18 protein-coding genes are annotated in these 22,862 nt (G+C 71.5%); 6 read left to right on the top strand and 12 right to left on the bottom strand.

The window, feature by feature from the left end:
* Positions 1-7: 7 nt before the first annotated feature.
* Positions 8-3,757, bottom strand: a complete 3,750-nt coding sequence (locus JSX79_RS07290; RefSeq protein ID WP_175473640.1) for a multifunctional oxoglutarate decarboxylase/oxoglutarate dehydrogenase thiamine pyrophosphate-binding subunit/dihydrolipoyllysine-residue succinyltransferase subunit — start codon at positions 3,755-3,757, stop codon at positions 8-10.
* A 212-nt stretch (positions 3,758-3,969) separates the two neighbouring features.
* Between JSX79_RS07290 and JSX79_RS07295 the strand changes: the two genes are divergently transcribed.
* On the top strand, positions 3,970-5,409 hold the full coding sequence (locus tag JSX79_RS07295; RefSeq protein WP_070416368.1) for a GuaB1 family IMP dehydrogenase-related protein: 1,440 nt from the start codon (positions 3,970-3,972) through the stop codon (positions 5,407-5,409).
* Between the two features lie 170 nt (positions 5,410-5,579).
* On the opposite strand, the gene JSX79_RS07300 is transcribed toward JSX79_RS07295, so the two are convergent.
* From JSX79_RS07300 to JSX79_RS07315, 4 genes are all read right to left on the bottom strand, one after another.
* Positions 5,580-6,629 carry a hemolysin family protein gene (locus JSX79_RS07300; RefSeq protein WP_229085605.1) on the bottom strand — a complete coding sequence of 350 codons (1,050 nt, stop codon included), beginning with the start codon at positions 6,627-6,629 and terminating at the stop codon, positions 5,580-5,582.
* On the bottom strand, positions 6,626-7,990 hold the full coding sequence (locus JSX79_RS07305; protein WP_229085606.1) for a hemolysin family protein: 1,365 nt from the start codon (positions 7,988-7,990) through the stop codon (positions 6,626-6,628). Before JSX79_RS07305 ends, JSX79_RS07300 begins: the two co-directional genes overlap by 4 nt.
* A 146-nt stretch (positions 7,991-8,136) precedes the next feature.
* Positions 8,137-9,219, bottom strand: a complete 1,083-nt coding sequence (locus JSX79_RS07310) for an NADH:flavin oxidoreductase/NADH oxidase (RefSeq protein WP_229085607.1) — start codon at positions 9,217-9,219, stop codon at positions 8,137-8,139.
* Positions 9,216-9,857, bottom strand: coding sequence for an HAD family phosphatase (locus JSX79_RS07315; RefSeq protein ID WP_229085608.1), 642 nt, complete (start codon positions 9,855-9,857; stop codon positions 9,216-9,218). Before JSX79_RS07315 ends, JSX79_RS07310 begins: the two co-directional genes overlap by 4 nt.
* Here JSX79_RS07315 and JSX79_RS07320 point away from each other — a divergent pair.
* Positions 9,856-10,743, top strand: a complete 888-nt coding sequence (locus JSX79_RS07320) for an ADP/ATP-dependent (S)-NAD(P)H-hydrate dehydratase (protein ID WP_229085609.1) — start codon at positions 9,856-9,858, stop codon at positions 10,741-10,743. The genes JSX79_RS07315 and JSX79_RS07320 overlap by 2 nt on opposite strands.
* A gap of 97 nt (positions 10,744-10,840) precedes the next feature.
* Here JSX79_RS07320 and JSX79_RS07325 read toward each other — a convergent pair whose 3' ends face one another.
* The gene (locus tag JSX79_RS07325) at positions 10,841-11,551 is read right to left on the bottom strand and encodes a YceI family protein (RefSeq protein WP_229085610.1); all 711 of its coding nucleotides are present in this window, start codon (positions 11,549-11,551) and stop codon (positions 10,841-10,843) included.
* A 64-nt stretch (positions 11,552-11,615) separates the two neighbouring features.
* On the opposite strand from JSX79_RS07325, the gene JSX79_RS07330 reads away from it, so the two are divergent.
* The 4 genes from JSX79_RS07330 (at position 11,616) to JSX79_RS07345 (ending at position 15,001) form a co-directional block, all read left to right on the top strand.
* Positions 11,616-12,893, top strand: a complete 1,278-nt coding sequence (locus JSX79_RS07330) for a hypothetical protein (protein WP_229085611.1) — start codon at positions 11,616-11,618, stop codon at positions 12,891-12,893.
* Positions 12,890-13,198 carry a thiamine-binding protein gene (locus tag JSX79_RS07335; RefSeq protein WP_070416362.1) on the top strand — a complete coding sequence of 103 codons (309 nt, stop codon included), beginning with the start codon at positions 12,890-12,892 and terminating at the stop codon, positions 13,196-13,198. The genes JSX79_RS07330 and JSX79_RS07335 overlap by 4 nt, the downstream gene beginning before the upstream one ends.
* A 94-nt stretch (positions 13,199-13,292) precedes the next feature.
* The gene (locus JSX79_RS07340; RefSeq protein ID WP_139199272.1) at positions 13,293-13,472 is read left to right on the top strand and encodes a hypothetical protein; all 180 of its coding nucleotides are present in this window, start codon (positions 13,293-13,295) and stop codon (positions 13,470-13,472) included.
* Between the two features lie 263 nt (positions 13,473-13,735).
* Positions 13,736-15,001, top strand: coding sequence for an MFS transporter (locus JSX79_RS07345; protein ID WP_229085612.1), 1,266 nt, complete (start codon positions 13,736-13,738; stop codon positions 14,999-15,001).
* Positions 15,002-15,172: 171 nt separating this feature from the next.
* Here JSX79_RS07345 and JSX79_RS07350 read toward each other — a convergent pair whose 3' ends face one another.
* The 6 genes from JSX79_RS07350 to JSX79_RS07375 form a co-directional block, all read right to left on the bottom strand.
* Positions 15,173-15,844, bottom strand: coding sequence for a response regulator transcription factor (locus JSX79_RS07350; RefSeq protein ID WP_070416359.1), 672 nt, complete (start codon positions 15,842-15,844; stop codon positions 15,173-15,175).
* Positions 15,845-15,958: 114 nt separating this feature from the next.
* Positions 15,959-17,281, bottom strand: coding sequence for a hypothetical protein (locus JSX79_RS07355; protein ID WP_083294960.1), 1,323 nt, complete (start codon positions 17,279-17,281; stop codon positions 15,959-15,961).
* The gene (locus JSX79_RS07360) at positions 17,278-18,435 is read right to left on the bottom strand and encodes a sensor histidine kinase (protein ID WP_071296181.1); all 1,158 of its coding nucleotides are present in this window, start codon (positions 18,433-18,435) and stop codon (positions 17,278-17,280) included. Before JSX79_RS07360 ends, JSX79_RS07355 begins: the two co-directional genes overlap by 4 nt.
* 136 nt (positions 18,436-18,571) lie before the next feature.
* Complete coding sequence (locus JSX79_RS07365; protein WP_071302568.1) at positions 18,572-19,786, bottom strand: homoserine O-acetyltransferase; 1,215 nt, start codon at positions 19,784-19,786, stop codon at positions 18,572-18,574.
* A 304-nt stretch (positions 19,787-20,090) separates the two neighbouring features.
* The gene (locus JSX79_RS07370) at positions 20,091-21,422 is read right to left on the bottom strand and encodes a bifunctional o-acetylhomoserine/o-acetylserine sulfhydrylase (protein ID WP_071302567.1); all 1,332 of its coding nucleotides are present in this window, start codon (positions 21,420-21,422) and stop codon (positions 20,091-20,093) included.
* A 277-nt stretch (positions 21,423-21,699) separates the two neighbouring features.
* Positions 21,700-22,788, bottom strand: coding sequence for an acyltransferase family protein (locus JSX79_RS07375; protein ID WP_229085613.1), 1,089 nt, complete (start codon positions 22,786-22,788; stop codon positions 21,700-21,702).
* Positions 22,789-22,862: the final 74 nt, after the last annotated feature.

Here is a 22,862-nt window from a genome sequence, read left to right on the forward strand (position 1 = left end):
TCGGGCGTCAGCCCAGCGCTCGCGTGATGACGTCGGTCGCTTCCTGTGCGGAGCGCTTCGACGACCCCGTGGCCGGCGCGGCACTCGCCGGACGGGCGGCGACCGACAGCGGCCGACCGTCGAGGTGCGGCGACAGGTTCATGCACACGAACGGCCAGGCGCCCTGGTTCTCCGGCTCTTCCTGCGCCCACACGACGTCGGCGCCCGGGTAGCCCGCGAGCACCTGGAGGATCTGCTCGAGGGGGAGCGGGGCGAGCTGCTCGAGCCGGACGAGGGCGACGTCGGTGGCGCCGCGCTTGTCGAGCTCGGCGCGCAGGTCGTGGTGCACCTTGCCGGAGTGCAGGACCACCCGGCGCACCGCCGACTTGTCGGTCACGCGGTCGTCGTCGAGGACCTCCGAGAAGGTGCCGCTCGTGAACGCGTCCACCGGGCTCGTCGCCTGGCGGAGGCGCAGCATCGCCTTCGGGGAGAACACGATGAGCGGCTTCTGCGGCCGCTCCCACGCCTGGCGTCGCAGCAGGTGGAAGTACGACGCCGGGGTCGACGGCCGGGCCACCACCATGTTGTCCTCGGCGCAGAGCTGCAGGTACCGCTCGATGCGCGCCGACGAGTGGTCCGGTCCCTGGCCCTCGTAGCCGTGGGGGAGCAGGAGCACGAGGCCCGAACGCTGTCCCCACTTCTGCTCGGCGGAGGAGATGAACTCGTCGATGACGGTCTGGGCGCCGTTCGCGAAGTCGCCGAACTGCGCCTCCCAGAGCACGAGTGCCTCGGGACGCTCGACCGAGTACCCGTACTCGAACGCCATCGCCGCGTACTCGCTGAGCAGCGAGTCGTAGATGTACAGGCGGGCCTGGTCCTCGGTGAGGTTCGCGAGCGGCAGCCACTCCTGGCCGTTCACCCGGTCGTGGAAGACGGCCTGGCGCTGCACGAAGGTGCCACGGCGGGCGTCCTGCCCGGCGAGGCGGACCGGCTTGCCCTCGACGAGGATCGACCCGATGGCCATGAGCTCCGCCATCGCCCAGTCGACGCCGCCGTTGCGGGTCATGTCGGTGCGCTTGGACAGGAGCTGCTGGAGCTTCGGGTGCACCTGGAAGCCCGCGGGCGGGTTGCTGTGCGCGTCGCCGATGGCCCGGACGAGTTCCTCGGACACAGCGGTCTCGTGCACCTCGACCTCGGAGTCGTCGCGCTGCGCTGCCGGTCGCTCGAGACCCTGCACGGCGCCGTCGTCGTCGACCGTGATGACCGGGATCGTGCCCGTCTGCGCCTCGTGCGTCTCGGCGAAGGCGCGTTCCAGGCGGTCCTGGAAGTCGCGGTGCGCCTCGTCGTACTCCTCTTGCGTGATGTCGCCGCGGCCGACGAGGGCCTCGGTGTAGAGGGTACGGACGGAGCGCTTCGCCTCGATGAGGTTGTACATGAGCGGCTGCGTCATCGACGGGTCGTCGCCCTCGTTGTGTCCGCGGCGGCGGTAGCAGATGAGGTCGATGACGACGTCGCGGTGGAACTCCTCGCGGTAGGCGAAGGCGAGCTCGGCGACGCGGGCGACGGCCTCGGGGTCGTCCCCGTTCACGTGGAAGATCGGCGCCTGGATCGTCTTCGCGACGTCGGTGGAGTACACCGAGCTGCGGGCCGACTCCGGCGGGGTGGTGAACCCGACCTGGTTGTTGATCACGAGGTGCACGGTGCCGCCGGTGCGGTAGCCGCGCAGCTGCGACATCTGCAGGGTCTCGACCACGACGCCCTGACCGGCCATCGCGGCGTCGCCGTGCACCAGCACGGGCAGGACGCCGAACGTGCCGGGGGCCTGCCGGTCCTGCTTCGCGCGGACGATGCCCTCGAGCACGCCGTCGACGGCCTCGAGGTGGGACGGGTTCGCGGCGATCGTCACCGGGATGGCGGTGCCGTCACTGGCGCGGAACACGCCCTCGGTGCCGACGTGGTACTTCACGTCGCCCGAACCCTGGCCCGAGACGGCGCCGGGGAGCGACGACCCCTCGAACTCGCGGAAGATCTGGCCGTAGGTCTTGCCGGCGATGTTCGTCAGCACGTTGAGCCGGCCGCGGTGGGCCATGCCGATCGCGACTTCTTCGAGGCCGGCGGTCGCCGCGCGCTGGATGAGCGAGTCGAGGAACGCGATGGTGGACTCGCCGCCCTCGAGCGAGAAGCGCTTCTGGCCGACGTACTTCGTCTGCAGGAAGGTCTCGAACGCCTCGGCCTCGTTGAGCTTGCCGAGGACCCGGAGCTGGTCGTCCTTCGACGGCTTCGAGTACGGGACCTCGATGTGGGCCTGCACCCAGCGACGCTGTTCCGGGTCCTGGATGTGCATGTACTCGATGCCCACCGTGCGGCAGTAGGCGTCGCGGAGGATCCCGAGCACGTCGCGCAGCGGGGCGTTCGTCGTGCCGGCGAGACCGCCGGTGACGAACTCGCGGTCGAGGTCCCAGAAGGTCAGCCCGTGGCTCTCGATCTCGAGGTCGGGGTGGGTGCGCTGTCGGTACTCGAGCGGGTCGATGTCCGCCATGAGGTGCCCGCGGACACGGAAGCTGTTGATGAGCTCTTGCACACGCGCCGTCTTGTTCACCCGGTGCGCGAGGTCGACGTTGATGTCGTTCGCCCACTGGATCGGCTTGTACGGGATCCGGAGCGCCGAGAAGATGCCCTCGTAGAAGCCGTGCTCGCCGATGAGCCGCTCGTGCACCTTCTTGAGGTACTCGCCCGACCCGGCGCCCTGGATGACGCGGTGGTCGTAGGTGCTCGTCAGCGTGATGGTCTTGCCGATGCCGAGCTCGACGAGGGTCTTCGCCGCCGAGCCCTGGAACTGCGCCGGGTACTCGAGGGCACCGGCGCCGATGATGGCACCCTGCCCCTTCGTCAGGCGCGGCACCGAGTGGACCGTGCCGATGCCGCCCGGGTTCGTCAGCGAGATCGTGGTGCCCTGGAAGTCGGCCGGCGTGAGCTTGTTGTCACGGGCACGCTTGACGAGGTCCTCGTAGGCGGAGAGGAACTGGCCGAACGTGAGGGTCTCGGCGCGCTTGATGCTCGGGACGAGCAGGGAGCGCGAGCCGTCCTTCTTCGGGACGTCGATCGCGATGCCGAGGTTGACGTGCGCGGGAGCGACCACGAAGGGCTTGCCGTCGCGCTCCTCGTAGAAGACGTTCTGACTCGGGAAGTCCTTGAGCGCCTGCACCATCGCCCACCCGATGAGGTGCGTGAACGAGATCTTGCCGCCGCGGGCCCGACGCAGGTGGTTGTTCACGACGATGCGGTTGTCGATCATCAGCTTCGCCGGGATCGTCCGCACGCTCGTCGCGGTCGGCACCGTGAGCGAGGCGTCCATGTTCGAGGCGAGCGTCTTCGCCATGCCCCGGAGCGGGGTCGCCACGTCCTCGTGGGTCTCCTCGTGGTCGTCGGCCTCGTCGTTGGCCTCGGCCGGGATCGGCTGCGGCGTGGGCTGGCGCGACGTGGTCTTCGCCTGGATCGGCCCGGACTTCGCCTCGCCGGGGGCGTCACCGGTCGCGGGCTGCTGGGTCGTGGACTGCTGCTGCTCGGAGGCGGCCGGAGCAGCGGGGGCGGAGGGGGACGGAGCCGGTGCGGACGCGTCGCCACCCTGGGTGCGGTGGTAGCTCTCGAGGACCGGCCACCAGGACTTGTCGACGGACTCCTTGTCGGCGACGAACTGCTCGTAGAGCTCGTCGACGAGCCACTCGTTCGCCCCGAATTCGCCCGCGGTCTCGTCCGTTCCGGTCAGATGGCTCGACACAGCCGATCGCCCACTCTCCGTCGATAGATGCTCGTGTGTGTCGTGCGTGGCAACCCTGCCTCGCACAGGTCCCAAGCCTAGCCGCTCGCAGATGACCGTTCGGTGTCAGGCGGAGGCGGGTCGCGCCTCCCGACCGGGTGTCGCGCGTGTCGCACCGGAGGCGTGCCGAGCCGCCCAGACCGGCCACCCTGGGGAGCCGTACAGTGGGGCCCATGAGGTTCTACGAGACGCGGCCGACACACGACCTGACCTACTCCGACGTCTTCCTCGTCCCCAGCCGGTCGGCGGTGACGAGCCGCTTCGACGTGGACCTCTCGGCGAACGACGGGTCCGGTGCGACCATCCCGATCGTCAGCGCCAACATGAACTCGGTCACCGGGCCGCGCCTCGCCGCGACGCTCGCCCGACGCGGCGGCCTGGGCGTCCTGCCGCAGGACATGCACCTGCAGGACCTCGACGCCGCGATCCGCTGGGTCAAGGACCAGCCGGTCGACTTCGACACCGCCTACGACATGGGCGCGCACACCACGGTCGCCGAGGCCCTCGAGCAGCTCCTGCCCGTCGCCGGACGGGGCGTGGTCGTCCGCGACGCCGCCGGCGAGTACCTCGGCTGCGTCCCCGCGGGGCGCCTCGGCGACGCGGGTCCCGACGCCACGCTCGGCGACCTGCTGCACGGCGCCTCCACCGCGATCGACGCCGAGGACGCCGGCACGCCCCGGCACGTGTACGACGTGCTGACCGCGGCCGAGGTCGACTTCGCGCCGGTCATGCGGCACGGCAAGGTCGTCGGCACGGTCAGCCAGACCAGCGCGATCCGCTCGGACATCTACCGGCCGGCCGTCGACGCGTCCGGACGCCTGCGGGTCGCTGCCGCGATCGGCATCAACGGCGACGTCGCCGCGAAGGCGCAGGCGCTCGCGGCCGCCGGCGTCGACGTGCTCGTCCTCGACACCGCGCACGGCCACCAGGAGGGCATGCTCCGCGCCCTCCGCACCGTCGCCGCCCTCGGTCTCGACATCCCGCTCGTCGCGGGCAACGTCGTCACCGCCGACGCGGTCGCCCACCTCGTCGAGGCCGGTGCGACCATCATCAAGGTCGGCGTCGGACCCGGCGCCATGTGCACCACGCGCATGATGACCGCCGTCGGTCGCCCGCAGTTCTCCGCCGTGCTCGAGACCGCCGCCGCGGCCCGGTCGCTCGGCGCGCACGTGTGGGCCGACGGCGGCGTCCGGTACCCGCGCGACGTGGCGCTCGCCCTCGCCGCCGGCGCGTCCGCCGTGATGATCGGCTCGTGGTTCGCGGGCACGCTCGAGGCGCCCGGAGTCCTCCGTCGCGACGCCGCGGGCAAGGCGTACAAGGAGAGCTGGGGCATGGCCAGTGCCAAGGCCGTCCGGGAGCGCTTCGAGCGCCTCGACCCCTACGAGCGGGCCCGCAAGGCGCTCTTCGCCGAGGGGATCTCGTCGTCGACGATCTACCTCGACCCGGAGCGGCCGAGCGTCGAGGACCTGCTCGACATGATCACCACCGGTGTCCGCAGCTCGGCGACGTACGCGGGGGCGTCGTCCCTCGCCGAGTTCTCCGAGCGGGCGCTCGTCGGCATCCAGTCGGCCGCCGGCTACGAGGAGGGCAAGCCGCTCCCCGTCAGCTGGTAGCGCCCGGCGCGCCGCCGCGCCGCCGCGCCGCGCGCGGGGGCGGCGAGACTCGGCCCCGCGGACAGTTTCGTGGCACTCAGTCCGCGAAACTGTCCGCCCAGCCGAGTCTCGGGTGGCGACCACGGACGGACGGGAGGCGCGGTGCCAGCTGGCACCGCGCCTCCCGTCCGTCAATCGCGCGTCCACCGCCGGCGGGTCGCGTCCTCGACGGTGCCGACGAGCTCCTCGAGGATGTCCTCGAGGAAGAGCACACCGAGCGTCCGGCCCTCGGCGTCGAACGCCCGCGCCACGTGACGACCGGCGGCGCGCATCGTCGCGAGGGCGTCCTCGAGGTCCATCTCCGTGTACAGCGAGATGAGCTGCCGGATCCGCTTCGGCGGCACCGGGTCGTCGTACTCGTCCGGTCGGAGGTCGATGACGTCCTTCACGTGCACGTAGCCCGTGGGGGAGCCGTCCTCGGCCACGAGCACGTACCGCGAGAACCCGCGCTGGGCCACGGCCCGCTCGACGTCACCGGGGGTGGCGTCCTCGGGGAGGGTGACGAGCTCGGCCATCGGCACGGCGACGTCCTTGACCTTCTTCTCGGTGAACTCGAACGCCAGGGCGAGCTTGCCGTCGTCGGTGAGGGTTCCCTCGCGTCGGGACTGCTCGACGATGGTCTGGACCTCCTCGACGGTGAACGCGCTCACGGCTTCGTCCTTCGGTTCGACCCGGAAGAGCCGGAGCACGGCGTTCGCGACCTCGTTCAGGCCGACGACGACCCAGTGCAGGCCGTGGCCGATGTACCAGAGCGTCGGCACGAGGAGGAGCGCCGCACGGTCGGGCATCGAGAACGAGATGTTCTTCGGGACCATCTCGCCGAACACCACGTGCAGGAACGACACGAGCAGCAGCGTGAACACGAACGCCACGACGCCGATGACCTCGACGCTCCAGCCGGTGAGGTGCAGCGGGACCTCGAGCAGGTGGTGGATCGCCGGCTCGGAGACGTTGAGGATGAGCAGCGAGCACACCGTGATGCCGAGCTGGGTGGTGGCGAGCATGCGGGTGGCGTGCTCCATCGCCCAGAGCGTCATCTGTGCGGCGCGCGAGCCCTCTTCCGCGCGCGGCTCGATCTGGGAGCGGCGGGCGGAGATGACGGCGAACTCGGCCGCGACGAAGTAGGCGTTGCCCATCAGGAGGACGACGAGCCAGAAGATGCCCCACCAGTCGGAGCTCATCGGGTGCCGCCCTTCGCAGAGGCCTTCGAGGCCGGGATGATGATGCCGGTCGCCGGGGTCTCCGGCGGCGTGGGCGTCCAGCGGATCCGGTCGATGCGGCGCCCGTCGAGGCGTTCGACGCGGAACACGCCGTCCTCGAGCGGCACCTCGTCACCGACGGCCGGGAGCCGCCCGAGGGTCGACATGATGAACCCGCCGACGGTCTCGTACGGGCCGTCCTCGGGGACCTTCACGCCGGCGCGGTCCTCGAGCTCGTCCGGGCGGAGGAGCCCCGGGAAGGTCAGCCAGTTGCGCGACCGGACGACGTCGATCCGTGCACGGTCGTGCTCGTCGGACACCTCGCCGACGATCTCCTCGATGAGGTCCTCGAGCGTCACGACCCCCGCGGTGCCGCCGTACTCGTCGACGACGATCACCATCTGGTAGCCGCGACCACGGACCTCGGCGAGCAGCGTGTCGCCGGGCATCGTCTCGGGGACGCGCTCGGCGTCGGTCATGAGGGCGCCGACGGGGACCTCGGGGCGCTTCTCGCGGGGCACGGCGACGGCCTGCTTCACGTGCACGATGCCGACGACGTCGTCCGCGTCCTCCTCGATGACGGGGAAGCGGCTGAACCCGGTCTTCCGGGCGAGCGCGATGACGTCGTCGGCGGACTCGGACACGCGGATCGTGGAGAGCCGGGGGCGCGGGGTCATCACGTCGCTGGCGCTCAGCTCGGAGAACGAGATCGTCCGTTCGAGCAGCGTCGCGGTGTCCTGCTCGAGGGAGCCCTCGGACGCGGACCGACGCAGCAGCGAGGTGAGCTCCTCGGCGCTGCGCGCACCGGACAGTTCCTCTTGCGGCTCGATGCCCATCGCCCGGAGCACGGCGTTGGCGGTGCCGTTCAGCACCGCGACGGCCGGCTTGAACACCGTGGTGAACGCGATCTGCAGCGGCACGACGAGCTTCGCGGTCTGCAGGGGGAGCGCGAGCGCGAAGTTCTTCGGCACGAGCTCACCGAGGATCATCGACAGCAGGGTCGCGATGACGAGCGCCACGATCGAGCCGACGGTCTCGACGATCGCCTCGGGCAGCCGCATCGCGAGGAACGGCGCTTCGAGCAGCTTGGCGATCGACGGCTCGAGCAGGTAGCCGGTGAGCAGGGTCGTCAGCGTGATGCCGAGCTGCGCGCTGGAGAGGTGCGTCGAGGTGACCTTCAACGCACCGATGACCGGTGCGAGGCCGGTCTCACCGCGGTCTCGTCGGGCCTCGACGTCGGCGCGGTCGAGGTTGACCAGCGCGAACTCGGACGCGACGAAGACACCGGTGCCGAGTGTCAGCAGGATGCCGCCGATCAGCATGACGATGTCGATCGGACTCATGATTCACCTCCCGCAGGGCGCGAGGCAGTGCAGCTCACCGAGTGAGCGGCGGATGAGTGAGGCGAAGAACTGTTCGGGGGATCGTCCACAGTGAGGCAATCGTACTGCCTGGCGCGCGGCCAAGCCGAGAGAACGTACAGAACGGCCTACGCCGTGACGCGTGCGCGGTGGTACTGCTGCGGCTCGTAGTCCACGGAGACGCCGAGCTCGACCGCGGCGCGGAGCGGGAAGCCCGGGTCGCGCAGGAACTCGCGGCCCACCATGACGACGTCCGCCTGGCCGGTCGCCACGATCTGCTCGGCCTGGAACGCCTCCGAGATCATGCCGACCGCGATCGTGCCGATGCCGGCGTTGCGCTTGATCGCGTCGGCGAAGGGCACCTGGTAACCAGGGCCGACCGGGATCGGGGCGCTCGCGACGTTGCCACCGGTCGAGACGTCCGCGAGGTCGGCACCGTGCTCGGCGGCCCAGCGCGCGACCTGCGTGGTCTCCTCGAGCGTCAGGCCGCCTTCGACCCAGTCGGTCGCCGAGAAGCGGACGACGACCGGGAAGCCCGCGCCGACCTCGGCACGGACGGCGTCCAGCACCTCGAGCAGGGCGCGGGCGCGGTTCTCGAGCGAGCCGCCGTACGAGTCGGTCCGGTGGTTGCTCAACGGCGACAGGAACTGGTGCAGCAGGTAGCCGTGCGCGGCGTGGATCTCGACGAGGTCGAAGCCGGCCTCGACCGAGCGTCGAGCGGCAGCGGCGAACGCCAGGGCCACCACGCGGATGTCCTCGGTGGCGAGCTCGCGCGGCTCGGCGTACCCGTCGAATGCGACCGCGGACGGTGCCACGGTGTTCCAGCCGCCCTGGTCCGCCGGGACCGAACCGTGCGTCGACTCCCACGGGCGGAACGTCGACGCCTTCCGGCCGGCGTGCGCGAGCTGGACGCCCGCGGCGGCGCCCTGCGAGTGGATGAAGTCGACGATCGGGCGGAACGCGTCGCGCTGCTCGTCGTTCCACAGCCCGAGGTCCTGCGGGCTGATCCGCCCCTCCGGCACGACGCCCGTGGCCTCGACCACGACCGCGCCGGCACCGCCCTTGGCGAAGCCGCCGAGGTGCACGAGGTGCCACGGCGTCGGCACGCCGTCCTGCGCCTCGACCGAGTACTGGCACATCGGGGAGACCCAGATGCGGTTGCGGACGGTCAGGTCGCGGATGGTGATCGGTTCGAACAGGGCGTGCGTCACGCGGGCTCCTTCTCGGCGGTCGCCCCGGTCGCGAGCTCCTGCAGGAACGCGCGGAGTCCGGCGGACGACGTGTAGTGGTGGCCGACCGCCCCGATCGCTTCCGCGCCGGCGGCGTTCTCGGCCCTGTTGTCGACGAACACCATCTGCGCGGCGTCGATTCCCAGGCGCGCGCACGTGTCCAGGTAGATCGAGGCGTCCGGCTTCAGGACGTGCTCCTCGGCGCTCACCACGACGGTCTCGAACAGGGACCCCATCGGGGACCGGCGGTACGGGTCACCGAAGTCGAACCCGGCGTTCGACAGCAGGGCGACCCGGGTGCCGGCGTCGTGCAGCTCCTCGACGATCGCGAGGGTCTCCGGCTCGACCTCGAACCAGCCGGTGAAGTCGATCGCCCAGAACCGGTGGATGTCGGTGATGCGCCACGATCGGCCGGTGCGCTCGGCGATCGCGCGCCAGTAGTCCACGACGGAGAGGTCGCCGCGGTCCAGGTCGTGTCGGAGCTCCTGGTAGACGGGGAAGAGCTCGTCCGCCGGCACCCCGGTCGCCGCGACGAGGGCGTCCCGCGAGGCGTGCGGCGTCCGGCTGATCACCTCGCCGTAGTCGAAGACCACCACACGACCGGGCAGGAACAGGCTCATGCGCTCCACCGTAACGTGGCGTCTCGTGAACGACTTCGTCCCCTTCGCCCCGACCGACGCCGCCGCCTGGACCACCGCCCCGCACGGCGACTCCACCAAGTACCGGCGGGGTGTCCTCGGCGTCGCGACCGGCTCCGACCAGTACCCGGGTGCCGCCGTGCTCGGCGTCGACGCCGCCGTGCACACCGGCGTCGGGATGGTCCGGTACGTCGGACCGTCCCGCGCGTCGGACCACGTGCTCGCGCGGCGTCCCGAGGTCGTCGCCGGGGTCGGACGGGTGCAGGCGTGGCTCGTCGGCTCCGGGATCTCGGCTGGCTCGCTCGACGACCTGGACGACGTGACGGCGGAGGGGTTCCGTCACGCCTCGGACGACGGGGTCCCCGTGGTCGTCGACGCCGGGGCGATCCCGCTCGTCGAGCTCGGTCCCCTGGCGGTGCTGACGCCGCACGCGGGGGAGCTCGCCGGCGTCCTGCACGAGTCGCGGGAGTCGATCGAGCAGGACCCGGCCGCGGCCGCGCTCCGTGCCGCCGCGCAGACCGGGAGCGTCGTGCTCCTGAAGGGGTCCGCCACGCACGTCGCGACACCCGACGGGTCGGTGCGGCTCGTGGCCTCGTCGGCGACACCGTGGCTCGCGGCCGCCGGCGCCGGCGACGTCCTCGGCGGGGTGCTGGGGGCGCTCGTGGCGGCTCGGCAGGGAGCGGCGGAGGCGGCCGGGTCGTCGCTGTCGCCGTCCGACCTGGCGCACCTGGCCGCCTCGGCTGCGGTGGTGCACGGGATCGCGGCGCGACGGGCGTCCGGGGGTGGGCCGTTCACGATGGCGGCGCTGGTCGAGCGGCTGCCGGGCGTGGTGCGCGACCTCGTCGTCGAGGGCGACGCGCGGGGGTAGCCGCGAGCGGCGACGGACGGGAGGCGCGGTGCGGGCCGGCACCGCGCCTCCTGGCCGTCAGGTGGTCACGTCCGGGGCGTGACGCGCGTCGTGCGCGTCAGCTCGCGGGGGTGGCGTGCACGAGGAACTCGACCGCACCCGCGTCGTCGACCTGCACGAAGCCGAGGCTCGGGGCCTGCACGCCGAAGTCCGAGAAGGTGATCGGGATCGAGCCGGAGACGTCGACGCCGTCGCCGTTCAGCCCGACCTCGAGCGTCGCGGCGACCGACTTCGTGATGCCGTGCAGGGTGAGGTCCCCGGTGGCCTCGACCTTCGTCGTGCCGGAGCCGGACGGGACCGCGTCCGCGATCGGCTCGGTGAGCGTGAAGGTCGCGGTGGGGAACGCCGACGTGTCGAGCGCCGAGTCGCGGAAGTACGAGTCGCGCTGGGCCGAGTCCGTGGCGATGTCGGCGACCTGCACGGTGATGGTCGCCTTCGTGATGGCGGTGCCGTCGACGGTCGCGCTGCCGGTGACGCTGTCGGTGCGCCCGGTGACGGTGACGTCCGAGCCGTTCAGGACCTCGTGGACGCGGTACCCGGCCTCGGAGTCCCCGCCGACCGTCCACGCGCCGGACAGGTCCGCGGCGTCGAGCGTCGACGGGGCGCGGCTCGCGGCGACGCTCGGGGCGGCGGAGGCCTTGGCGTTCTCGCTGCTCGTGTAGAGGTTCGTGCCGACGATCGCGGCGACGACGCCGATGACGACGACCGCGGCGACGACCGCGATCCAGATGACGGCTCTGCGGCGCGTGCGCGGGGTGTCGGAGGTCACGAGGGGAACGGTGACACGTCATGCTCGGGGGAACCTGTGACGGGCGTGCCGCTACGCTCGTCCGGTGCAGAGGACGGTGTGGCGTTCGCGGTGGCGTTCGCGGTGGCCCGAGGTCGCGGCGTTCGTCGTGGCGTTCGCCGCCGTGCACGCGGTCCTCTGGTGGCTGACCTCCGTGTCGGCGAACCTGCCGCTCGGCGACGTCACGATCACCTACCGGCGGTGGATCGAGACCGGGCACGCGTCCGGGTTCTGGGTCGGGATCGACGAGGACTGGGTGTACCCGATCCTCGCGATCGTCCCGATGGCCGCTGCCGCCGTCGGGGGCGTGACGTCGATCGGCACCGGGTGGCTCGTGCTCATGGTCGTGCTCGACGCCGTCGCGTGCGCGTTCCTGTGGCGCTTCCGTGGGCTCGGCGTGCGCGTCGTGTGGTGGTGGCTCGCCTTCCTGCTCGCCCTCGGGCCGATCGGCCTCGGACGCATCGACACCGTCGCGACCGTCCTCGCCCTGGTCGGGGTGGCCTTCGTCGCGTCGCGGCCGGCCGTCGCCTCGGCGCTCTTCACCGCCGGTGCGTGGACGAAGGTCTGGCCCGCGGCGCTCGTGGGCGTGCTCCTGCTGCTCCGCCGTGGACACCGCCGCGGGGTGCTCGTCGGTGCGCTCGTGCTGACGGCGCTCATCGTCCTCGTCGACGTCCTGTACGGGGGAGCGGCCCACCTGTTCTCGTTCGTGGGGCAGCAGAGCGGCCGTGCGCTGCAGATCGAGGCGCCCCTCGCGACCCCCTTCATGTGGGCGGCGGCGCTCGGCGTCCCCGGTGCCGCGGTCTACTACGACCAGCAGATCCTGACGTTCGAGGTGTCCGGCGCGGGGACGCACGCGGCAGCCGCGGTGTCGACGCCGCTCATGGCCGTGGTCGTCGTCGGCGGGGTGCTGCTCGCGCTCTGGGCCGTGCACAGCGGCGCGCACCGGGCCGAGGCCGCGCCGCTGCTGGCACTGCTCCTGGTCGCCGCGCTGGTCGCCGCGAACAAGGTCGGGTCGCCGCAGTACATCGGGTGGTTCGCCGTGCCGATCGTGTGGGGGCTCGTCGCCGGTCGTCCGAGCGCCCGGCGCTTCTTGCCCGTCGCCGTCGCCGCGATCCCGATGGCGCTGCTGACGCAGGTGATCTACCCCGGGTTCTACGACCAGGTGCTCACCGTGCAGCCCTGGGTGCTCGTGGTCCTCACGCTCCGGAACGCGCTCGAGGTCGGGGTGCTGGTCTGGAGCGTCGTCGCGATCGTCCGGCTCGGCGTGCGGGCCCGTACCACCGCTGTGCCGGTCGTCCCGGCAGGGGGCAGGATGGACGCATGATCGTCGCGTTCTCCGTCGCCCCGTCCGGTGGTCCCTCCGCGAGCTCGGACGGGTCCGTGCACGACGCCGTCGCGGCCGCCGTGCGGATCGTCCGCGAGAGCGGCTTGCCGAACCGCACCTCGTCGATGTTCACCGAGGTCGAGGGGGAGTGGGACGAGGTCATGGACGTCGTGAAGCGCGCCACCGAGGCCGTCGGGGCGTACGGCACGCGGGTGTCCCTCGTGCTCAAGGCCGACATCCGCCCGGGGCACACCGGCGAGATCGACGGCAAGCTCGAGCGGCTCGAGGCTGCGCTCGACGACTGAGCGACACGCCGAGCGCCTCCCACGGATGTCGGTGGTCGGGTGTGTCCTGTCGGTGTCGGACGGAACGCGTCCGCACGACGACGAGGAGCACGTGATGATGCACGACGGCTGGTGCCCCGACTGCGACCTGCGGACGGTCGTCATCGACTCGGATGAACACGGCGACACCGCCTGGGCGAGCTGCACCGAGTGCGGCGCCGGGTGGGTCCACCGTGACGAACTCCCGGGGCTCGTCGTCGCGGCCCACGCGGAGCCGGAGCGTCGCGCCGCCTGACGCGGGTCGAATCGATTCGGCCGGGCGACTTCCGTTCGGCCTTTGGAGCGGTCTACACTGCTGAGACCGGTCGCTTTCGGCGGCCGGTCGTCCACGTTCGCCGCTGAACCAGGACCACCCTCCGCCCGTTCCCGGTCGCACCGTCAGCGACGTCGACGGCACGGAGGCACGGTGCGGCGACCACGCGCACCGACGGTCCCAGCCGACTCACGCGAGTCGACGTCCGGAACCCGTCCCGCTCCTCCCGTCCCGAAACAGGCACCATGTCCCAGCTCACGCCTGCGCGTCGCGCACTCGCGCTCATCGCCCTCGCCCTCGGCGGGTTCGCCATCGGTTCGACCGAGTTCGTCGCGATGGGGCTCCTGCCGAACATCGCCGAGGCACTCCTGCCGCGCCAGTACGGCCTCGACCCGGACGCCGGGATCGCGCACGCCGGCTGGCTCGTGAGCGCCTACGCCCTCGGTGTCGTCGTCGGTGCCCCCACGATCGCGGCGATGTCGGCGAAGTTCCCGCGCAAGGGCCTGATCCTCGTGCTGCTCGTCGGGTTCGTCCTGGCGACGATCGCGAGCGCGATCCTGCCGTCGTTCGGCCTCGTGCTCGTGGCGCGGTTCGTCGCGGGACTCCCGCACGGTGCGTACTTCGGCATCGCGTCCATCGTGGCGGGCGACATCATGGGGCCGGGCAAGCGCGGCAAGGGCATCGCGATGGTGCTGCTCGGCCTGTCCGTCGCGAACGTCGTGGGCGTCCCGGCGATCACCTGGGTCGGGCAGGTCGCCAGCTGGCGCATCGCGTACGGCGTCGTCGCCGTCCTGTTCGCCCTGACGTTCCTCGCGGTGTGGGCCTTCGTGCCGCGCAGTGCCCGTGACGAGCACGCGACGATCGGCCGCGAGCTGCGGGCGTTCCGCGTGCCGCAGGTCTGGATGGTGATGGGCCTCGGAGCCGTCGGCTTCGGCGGCTTCTTCGCGGTCTACTCGTACATCTCGCCGCTCGTGCAGAACGTCACGGGGCTGTCGGAGTCGTTCGTGCCGCTCGTCCTCGTGGTCGTCGGCATCGGCATGGTCATCGGCGGCGTGCTCGGCGGGCACCTGGCCGACCACAGCGTCAAGCGCACGATCTACGTCGGCATGTTCGCGCTGATCGGCGCCCTGCTCGTCACCGTCCTCACCGCGCAGTGGGTGTGGGGGGTCTTCCTCGGTGCGTTCCTGCTCGGTGCGACCTCGTCCGCGATCCCGCCGGCCGTGCAGTCCCGCCTGATGGACGTCGCCGGAGACGCACGGACCATCGCGGCGGCGCTCAACCACTCGGCGTTCAACATCGGCAACTCGATCGGTGCGGCCCTGGGCGGCGCGGTCATCGCGGCCGGGTTCGGCTTCAAGGCACCGGGGTGGCTCGGTATCGTGCTGGCGCTGCTCGGTGTCCTCATGACGATGGTGAGCTACGGCGCCGAGCGCCGCAGCACCCGCCGTGCGTCGCTCCGGTCGTCGTCGCCGTCCACCGGCCCGATCACCGCGCCCGTTCCGCTGGGCTGACGCGGGTCCCACCGGCCAGGAGGCGCGGGGCGGCCCCGCACCGCGCCTCCAGTCCGTCGCACGGTGCGGTAGACCGCCGATCGTGAGCAGAAGAGGTCGGGTCCTGTGACGGGACCCGACCTCTTCTGCTCACGAAGCGTGCGGCGTGCGGCGCGCGGCGTGCGGCGCGCGCTACAGGCCGAGCGGGCTGCCGTCCTGGACGATGATGCCGTCGGTGATCGCGCGCTTCCGCAGCGCCACCTTCGTGCCGACGTCGAAGCCCGCGACGCGGTACTTCTCGCGGATGCGCTTGAGGTAGCTCTTCGCGGTCTCCTCGGAGATGCCGAGCTGGTACGCGACGCTCTTCACCGGCTCGCCGCCGCCGTACAGCGCCATGACGCGACGCTCCTGGGCGCTGAGCTTCGGCACGCCACCGACGTCACCGCTGTTGATCGCCAGGTCGAGCTCGGCGGAGACGTACTGCTCGCCGCGCTGGGCGGAGCGGATGGCCTCGACGATCATCTCGGCGTCCTCGCTCTTCACGAGGTAGCCGAGGGCGCCGGAGGCGAGGGCCTCGCGGACGACGTTCGGCTCCGAGTAGGTGCTCATCACGACGGTTTTCACACCGGCGGTCTTGAGCGTCGAGATCTTCAACGAGACCGGGATCGAGTCCTTGAGGTCGAGGTCGAGCAGCACGACGTCGACCGGGAACGCCGGGCTCGTGAGGAGCTCGGGCCAGGTGGTGACGGCGGCGACGAGCGTGATGTCGTCGGCTGCGTTCCGGATCCACTCGGTGAGCGCGCCGAGGAGCATCCTGTGGTCGTCGACGAGTGCGAGTCGGATCGGTTCCTCTGGAGTCGCCATGGTGGCGTCCTTTCTCGGGGGCGGTCGTGGGCCGATCCTAGGGGGACGGACCACGGGGCACGGGCAGGCTGGTCAGGGTGTCCGGCAGTCGGGCCAGCCGGTTCCGTGCGACGACTACATCGACGGATGTCGGTCGACGACGCAGTGCGCGACGACGTGCAGCACGCCGTCGCGGACGGAGTCCTGGTACGGGCCGATCCGCTGCAGGGCGCTCCACGCGGTCGGGCCGAGTCGACGCCGGGGGACACCGCGCGACTCGAAGACGACCGGGACGTCCATCGTCTCGTCGGTGACGGGGTGCCCGTCCGAGCCGACGGGGCCGAGCGTCACGGAGACGACGGGCGATCCGGCCTGGGTCTGCTTGCCGTCGCCGACCATCTGCCAGAGCGTCTGCAGCAGGCCGTCGCGCTGCGCGGGGGAGAGGTGGCCCGCGAGCGACTGCGGATCCGCGACGCTGACGGAGCGGCCGAGGTTGTCGGACTCCGTGATCGCGTGGTACAGCCAGGTCTCGCGGCGGCCCTCGATGAGGTGCAGGCGCAGCTCGGTGGCGAGCGAGGCGGCGACCGAGGCGGACGCGTCCGAGAGCGGGAGGGGGTCGCTGCCGTTGGCGACGGCGTCGAGGAGCTTCTCGGCGGCGAGGTCGAGCCGGGCGAGTTCGTCGGAGGCGAGCATGCCCACGGCGAACTGCGGTGCCTGCACGTTGCTCTGCACGAGGACCCGGTCGAGTTCACGCTGCACGAGCTGGCGGAACCGGTGCACCACGAAGAGCGCGATCGACGGCGGGACGGTCACGAGCGCCACGGTGGACACGATCGCGGGCAGGGTGTCGCTCGTGATCGGCGTCGAGGCGACCGCCATCCCGACGAACGCGAGGCCGAGGACGGCGATGGCGGCGGCGACCTCGCGGGCCGGGCGCAGGGTCGCGACGGGCAGGAGCGCGAAGCCGGCGGCGACGGACGCGGACGCCGAGTGGGCGATGTCGTGCTCGGGCCAGATGCCGATGAAGTCGAGCGTCACGACGCAGCCGAGGACGACGCAGATCAACGCGAAGGCGAGCCCGGTCAGTCGTTCGCCGTACGTGAGCAGGCTGAGCCCGACCCCGACGGCGGCGACGAGGTAGAGCGCCCAGGCCGCTGCGGGCAACCACGGGTCGGTGAACTCCGTCCAGCGGATGAGGAAGAAGACGATCCCCGCGACGGCTTCGATACCGGTGAGGACCGCGGCGCCGAGTCCGAGGTAGCCGGCGCCGAGCGAGGCGCCGGGCTTGGCGGCCTGCCGCAGCGAGCGCGCGCCGGTCGAGGTGGAGGGGAGGCCGCGCGCCTGTCGACGTTCGCTGCCCCGGTACCGCTCCCGCGCCTCCCGTCGGGTCCGCGGAGCGGGCTGCACGGTCTCGCCGGGGAGGCCGCGGCTGATGGTGTCCTCGGGGACGCGGCTCATCTGGGTGCCTCCAGGACGACGGTCGTGCCGGATCCCGGCGCGGAGAAGAGCTTCGCGTCGCCGCCGACCTCGCGGAGGCGGTTCACCACGCTCTCCTTGAAGCCGAGCCGTTCGGCACTGACGTGGGTGAGGTCGAAGCCGACGCCGGAGTCGGTGACCATCGCGCGGACCATCTCGTTGTCGTGCACGATCGTGACGTGCGCCTCGCCGACGCCGGCGTGCCGGCGGACGTTCTCGAGGCACTCGCCGAGCGCGAGCAGGAAGGCGTCGAGCACGTTCGACGGCAGGAGGACCTGCCCGGTGCCGTGCCAGCTCACCTCGAGGCCCATGCGGCCGAAACGCTGCTTGACCGACTCGAGGGTCTGGCCGAGCGGGGACTCTTCCTCGCGGGTGAGCGAGTAGTCGCCGGACTGCTGCGGCTGCGGCGTCGCACCGAGACGGAGGTGGCGGAGGAGTCGGGCGTCCTCGGCGGCCTGCTCACGCATCGCCTGCTCGGAGACGCCCACGCCGGAGTGCGCGAGGAGGGTCAGCGTGGCGAGCACGGTGTCGTGCAGGAGCCGGGCACCCTGTCGTCGCTGCGCCTCGGTCTCGCTCGCCTGGCGTTCGGCGCGGTGCGCGGTGCCGATGCTGTAGATCCGGCGGGCGACGCGCGGGATGCTCCGGGAGATCCAGATCGTCACGACGGCGATGAGCACCCACCCGAGCAGCGCGCCGGTGACCGGGGCGGCGAGGACGCTGCCGCTCGCCCAGACGATCGCGACGACGACGGCCGCCCCGGCGACGATGGTCAGTCCGAGGCCCACGGGCTTCCCGCGCTGGGACATGAGCGGTGCCGAGATGCTGCCGGCGGCGAGGGGCACCACCGCGGAGGCGATGATCGGACGCGCTGTCTCGTCGACGCCGAGCAGCAGGAGTGCGAGCGCGCCGAGGCCCGAGGCGAGGATGAGCGCCGTCCACCACACCGAGCCGTTCCACCCGAAGACCAGGAAGCCGGCGATCATGATCGCGATGCAGGCGAGCCCGCCGAGCAGCGGGACGACCGGGACCGCGAGGGCACAGATCACCGCGACGACCGACACCAGGGCGCAGACGATGCCGACGACACGGGTCGTCGACCGGAGCAAGCGGTCGCGTTCCTGTGCGATGAAGTCCATCGGTGTCCTGGTCGTGGCGGTGTGGCTGAGGGAAAACCGAGCCTGGTTCAGGCTGGGCACCACGCCATCATTCCACGCGCGACACCCATTGGGGGGTGTTCGGCGCGCCAGCCCGTGTCGGATGGTGCCGCGATCGTCATTGCAAGCGTTGTGCGTCCAAGAGCCGCCGGAGGTGCGCCCCCACGGCCTCGTGCTCGATCAGGAACCCGTCGTGCCCGAACTCGCTCTCGATCACGGCCGCGCGGTCACCGTCGAGGGTGTCCGGCACGCCGGCCGCGATGCGGTGCTGGTCCTCGATCGGGAACAACCGGTCGCTCGACACCCCGACCACGAGCGTGCGGGCCGTCACCTGCGCCAGCGCCGCCGCGATCCCGCCCCGACCGGCTCCGACGTCGTGCGAGTCCATCGCGTGGGTGAGCGTCACGTAGGAGCTCGCGTCGAACCGACGGGTGAACTTGTTCCCGTGGAAGTCGAGGTAGCTCTCGACCGAGAAGCGGCCGTCGTCGCCGAGCGGTGAGACGTCGCTCTGCCACGACCGGGCGAAGCGGCCGTTCAGCTCGTCGGACGCCCGGTAGGTCATCAACGCCATCCGCCGAGCAAGCGCCAGCCCGCGGTGGGGGCCCTCGCCGGCGTCGGCCTCGTAGTAGTCGCCGCCCGCGAACGCCGGGTCCATCTGGATCGCAGCGCGCTGCAGCGAGTTCGCGGCGATCTGGTCGGCGGTGGTCTGCGCCGTGCTCGCCAGCACCGCGAGCCGGGACACCCGTGCAGGGTGGGTGACGGCGAACTCGAGCGCGTGCATGCCGCCCATCGACCCGCCGACGACGGCCGCGAAGACGTCGATGCCGAGCCGGTCGGCCAGCTGCGCCTGCACCGCCACCTGGTCGCGCACGGTGACGAACGGGAAGCGGGATCCCCACTCGAGGCCGTCCGGCGACACCGACGACGGCCCGGTCGTGCCCTGGCAGCCGCCGAGCATGTTCGGTGCGACGACGAACCACCGGTCGGTGTCGATCGCCCGGCCGGGGCCGACGACGTCGCCCCACCAACCGGCGGTGCGGTGTCCGGGACCGGGTGCGCCGGCGACGTGCGAGTCGCCGGTCAGCGCGTGGAACACCAGGACCGCGTTGTCGCGGTCGGCGTTGAGCGTGCCCCAGGTCTCGTACGCCACGCGCACGGCGGGGATGCGTCCACCCCGCACCCACTGCTCACCGAGGGACGCGAAGTGCCGGGAGCCGGGGTGGTCGCCCGGGCGCCAGGCGCCGGTCACCGGGGGCTTGCCGAGCGTGCCGAGTTCGGTTCCGGGCACGAGGGTGGACGGCACGGAGTCCTCGGGGGTCGTCTGCCAGTCCATCGGGTCCAGTCTGCCGGGAGGCGCGGCGCGGGCCGCCAGTGTTACGTCACGTCCGGCGCGTCGCGGGTCCGCTGCGGCGGGTCGCGGGCGCTCGCGGCTGCGTGCGTGCGGGCGGGTGCGGGTGCGTGCGTGCGCATGTTCCGACATCGCACTCGTCGTTCGACGCGTGGATCGTCGCACCATGCACACGCACCGGATGTGTGCGCAACCAACGACGTCCCACGAGTCGATCGACTCGTGGGACGTCGCATGGTGCACACGCATCGAGCGCGAGGGTCCGCGACAGCGCCCGCGCCCGGGGCCGCTACGCGCGCTGGCCCTCCTGCGCGACCGCACGGGCCGCGGCGAGCCCGGCCTCGAGGTCGGCCTTGAGGTCCTCGACGTTCTCGATCCCCACCGACAGCCGCACCAGTCCCGGGGTGACCCCGGTGGTGAGCTGCTGCTCGGGCGTCAGCTGCGAGTGCGTGGTCGACGCCGGGTGGATGACGAGGGAGCGCACGTCGCCGATGTTCGCGAGGTGCGAGAACAGCTGCAGGTTGTCGACGAACGCCTTGCCGGCGGGCACGCCGCCCTTGAGCTCGAACGACAGCACGGCCCCGACGCCCTTCGGCGCGTAGCGGTTCGCCGCGGCGTACCACGGCGAGGTCGGCAGCCCGGCGTAGGCGACGGTCGCGACGTCCGGGTGCCGGTCGAGCCACTCGGCGATCTCCTGCGCGTTCGACACGTGCCGCTCGATGCGGAGCGACAGCGTCTCGATGCCCTGCAGCAGCGCGAACGCGGTGTCCGCCGAGTTCGACGCACCGAGGTCGCGGAGCAGCTGCACCCGGGCCTTGACGATGTAGGCGAGCTCGTTGCCGACGGCCTCGGCGAAGACCGCGCCGTGGTACGAGGGGTCCGGCGTGTTGAACTCGGGGAACTTGTCCGGGTGCTGCGACCACGCGAACTTCCCGGAGTCGACGATGATCCCGCCGATCACGGTGCCGTGCCCGCCGAGGAACTTCGTCGCCGAGTGCACGACGATGTCGGCACCGTGCTCGAACGGACGGATGAGGTACGGCGTCGCGATCGTGTTGTCGACGATGAGCGGCACGCCGGACTCGTGGGCGACCTCGCTGACGCCGGTGATGTCGAGCACGTTGATCCTCGGGTTGCCGATCGTCTCGGCGAAGAACAGCTTCGTGTTCGGTCGGACCGCGCGGCGCCACTCGTCGAGGTCGTCCTGGTCCTCGACGAACGTGGTCTCGATGCCGAGCTTCGCGAGCGTGTACTTGAACAGGTTGTACGTGCCGCCGTAGATCGACGACGAGGACACGATGTGGTCCCCGGCGCCCGCGATGTTGAGCACCGCGTAGGTCTCCGCCGCCTGGCCGCTCGACACCAGGAGCGCCCCGGAGCCGCCCTCGAGCGCCGCGATCCGCTGCTCCACGACGTCGTTCGTCGGGTTCATGATGCGCGAGTAGATGTTGCCCGGCTTGGCCAGGGCGAAGAGGTCACGGGCCTCGTCGGAGTTCGCGAAGACGTACGAGGTCGTCTTGTAGATCGGTGTCGCGCGGGCCCCCGTGGTCGGGTCGGGCTGTGCGCCGGCGTGGATCTGCGTGGTCTCGAACCGCCACTGGGCGGCGTCGTTCTGGGTCATCTCGTGCTCCTGTCCGGTGGCGGTCGTCGGGTCGTCGGGTCGTCGGGTCGCCCAGCGCTCGGCCCAGGAGGCGCGGCGCGGCTGTGCGTCGCCCGTCACGGTACGCAGGTGGTCGCGTCGGCACCAGCGCGCCCGCCTCGGGACGTAACGACCGAGGCGGAGGCGAGCCGCGCCTCCTGGCCCGCGCCGCACTGTGCGAGGTTCCGCGCGCCGTGGGACGCTCGTTCCCTCGCACCGTGGGCGGAGGCTCGCACAGTACGGACGCGCGGGCGCAGTCTCACTCTTCGCGGCGGAAGAGCCAGCGCACGTTCGGTTCGAGGAGCCAGCGCATTCCCCGGCGGACGAACGGCTGGGCGAGGAACAGGCTCACCGCGCAGGCGATCGCCACCATGAGCAGCACGTACGGCCACGCCGAGTGCTGCCCGGCGAGCACCCCGGACTCGCGGATCGGGTAGAGCACGAACGTGTGCAGCAGGTACACGTACATCGTCGCCGCGCCGAACTGCGTGATCCAGACGTTCCGACGGGGCACGAGCAGCAGGAACGACGCGGTGAGGAGGGTCGCCAGCAGCATCAGCCCGAAGCGGACCGCACCGGCCCACCAGGCGTCCTCGCCGAGGCCCGAGTACGAGTCGTCGTAGAAGAACCAGTGGTGCAGGTCGAACTGCTTGAACTGCGGGATCCAGATCGCACACGCCACCGCCCACGCCACGAACACGGCACCGGCCGCGATTCGCACCCGGACCACGATCCGCCGCGGAGCCTCGTACCAGCGGTCGAAGACGCCCCACTGCTTCACCTGCCAGCCGAGCAGGAAGAACGGCAGGAGGCTGATCGCCCGCGACAGCGAGAGCGTGGAGTCGACGTTGTCGAAGTAGCCGACGCCGATGCTGAACACGACGGCCCAGAACAGCGGCCATCGGAGCTGCGCGAGGTACGGGAGGATCAGCTTGAAGATCCCCAGCGCGAGCAGGAACCAGAGGGTCCAGGTCGGCTGCGTCGGGTTGAACTTCTTCCCGCCCTCGACCAGGGCCTGCACGACGGTCCAGATCGTCTGCATGATGATGTACGGCACGACGATGTCCGTGATCGTCCGGCGCATGCGCTTCGCGGTCGGGGTGTCGGCGGAGGAGAAGTACCCGCTGATGACACCGAACGCCGGCATGTGGAACGCGTAGATGAAGGTGTACAGCGCGAGGGCGTGCTCGCTCGCCGCCGTCTGGCGCTGGATCGCATGGCCGATCACCACGAGCGTGACCGCCAGGAACCGCGCCGTGTCCCACATCGGGATACGGCGCTTCGCACGTCCGGGCTCGAGCTGCGAGGCGGGCGCCGAGGGCGCGGGAGGGGCGGCGTCCGTCGTCATCGCCCGTCACGTTACCCGATCGTGACCTTGCCGGATCGGTACGGTTGGGACATCCCACCCCGTCCCTCTGGAGG

The organism is Curtobacterium sp. GD1 (assembly GCF_020882855.1).
Taxonomy (GTDB): Bacteria; Actinomycetota; Actinomycetes; order Actinomycetales; family Microbacteriaceae; genus Curtobacterium.

Bases quoted from the DNA above. Each gene is read 5' to 3' on its own strand.
- JSX79_RS07295 (WP_070416368.1), top strand. From the start codon at position 3,970: ATGAGGTTCTACGAGACGCGGCCGACACACGACCTGACCTACTCCGAC.
- JSX79_RS07300 (WP_229085605.1), bottom strand. From the start codon at position 6,629: ATGAGCTCCGACTGGTGGGGCATCTTCTGGCTCGTCGTCCTCCTGATG.
- JSX79_RS07305 (WP_229085606.1), bottom strand. From the start codon at position 7,990: ATGAGTCCGATCGACATCGTCATGCTGATCGGCGGCATCCTGCTGACA.
- JSX79_RS07320 (WP_229085609.1), top strand. From the start codon at position 9,856: ATGCGCTCCACCGTAACGTGGCGTCTCGTGAACGACTTCGTCCCCTTC.
- JSX79_RS07315 (WP_229085608.1), bottom strand. From the start codon at position 9,857: ATGAGCCTGTTCCTGCCCGGTCGTGTGGTGGTCTTCGACTACGGCGAG.
- JSX79_RS07335 (WP_070416362.1), top strand. From the start codon at position 12,890: ATGATCGTCGCGTTCTCCGTCGCCCCGTCCGGTGGTCCCTCCGCGAGC.
- JSX79_RS07340 (WP_139199272.1), top strand. From the start codon at position 13,293: ATGATGCACGACGGCTGGTGCCCCGACTGCGACCTGCGGACGGTCGTC.
- JSX79_RS07345 (WP_229085612.1), top strand. From the start codon at position 13,736: ATGTCCCAGCTCACGCCTGCGCGTCGCGCACTCGCGCTCATCGCCCTC.
- JSX79_RS07350 (WP_070416359.1), bottom strand. From the start codon at position 15,844: ATGGCGACTCCAGAGGAACCGATCCGACTCGCACTCGTCGACGACCAC.
- JSX79_RS07355 (WP_083294960.1), bottom strand. From the start codon at position 17,281: ATGAGCCGCGTCCCCGAGGACACCATCAGCCGCGGCCTCCCCGGCGAG.
- JSX79_RS07360 (WP_071296181.1), bottom strand. From the start codon at position 18,435: ATGGACTTCATCGCACAGGAACGCGACCGCTTGCTCCGGTCGACGACC.
- JSX79_RS07365 (WP_071302568.1), bottom strand. From the start codon at position 19,786: ATGGACTGGCAGACGACCCCCGAGGACTCCGTGCCGTCCACCCTCGTG.
- JSX79_RS07370 (WP_071302567.1), bottom strand. From the start codon at position 21,422: ATGACCCAGAACGACGCCGCCCAGTGGCGGTTCGAGACCACGCAGATC.
- JSX79_RS07375 (WP_229085613.1), bottom strand. From the start codon at position 22,788: ATGACGACGGACGCCGCCCCTCCCGCGCCCTCGGCGCCCGCCTCGCAG.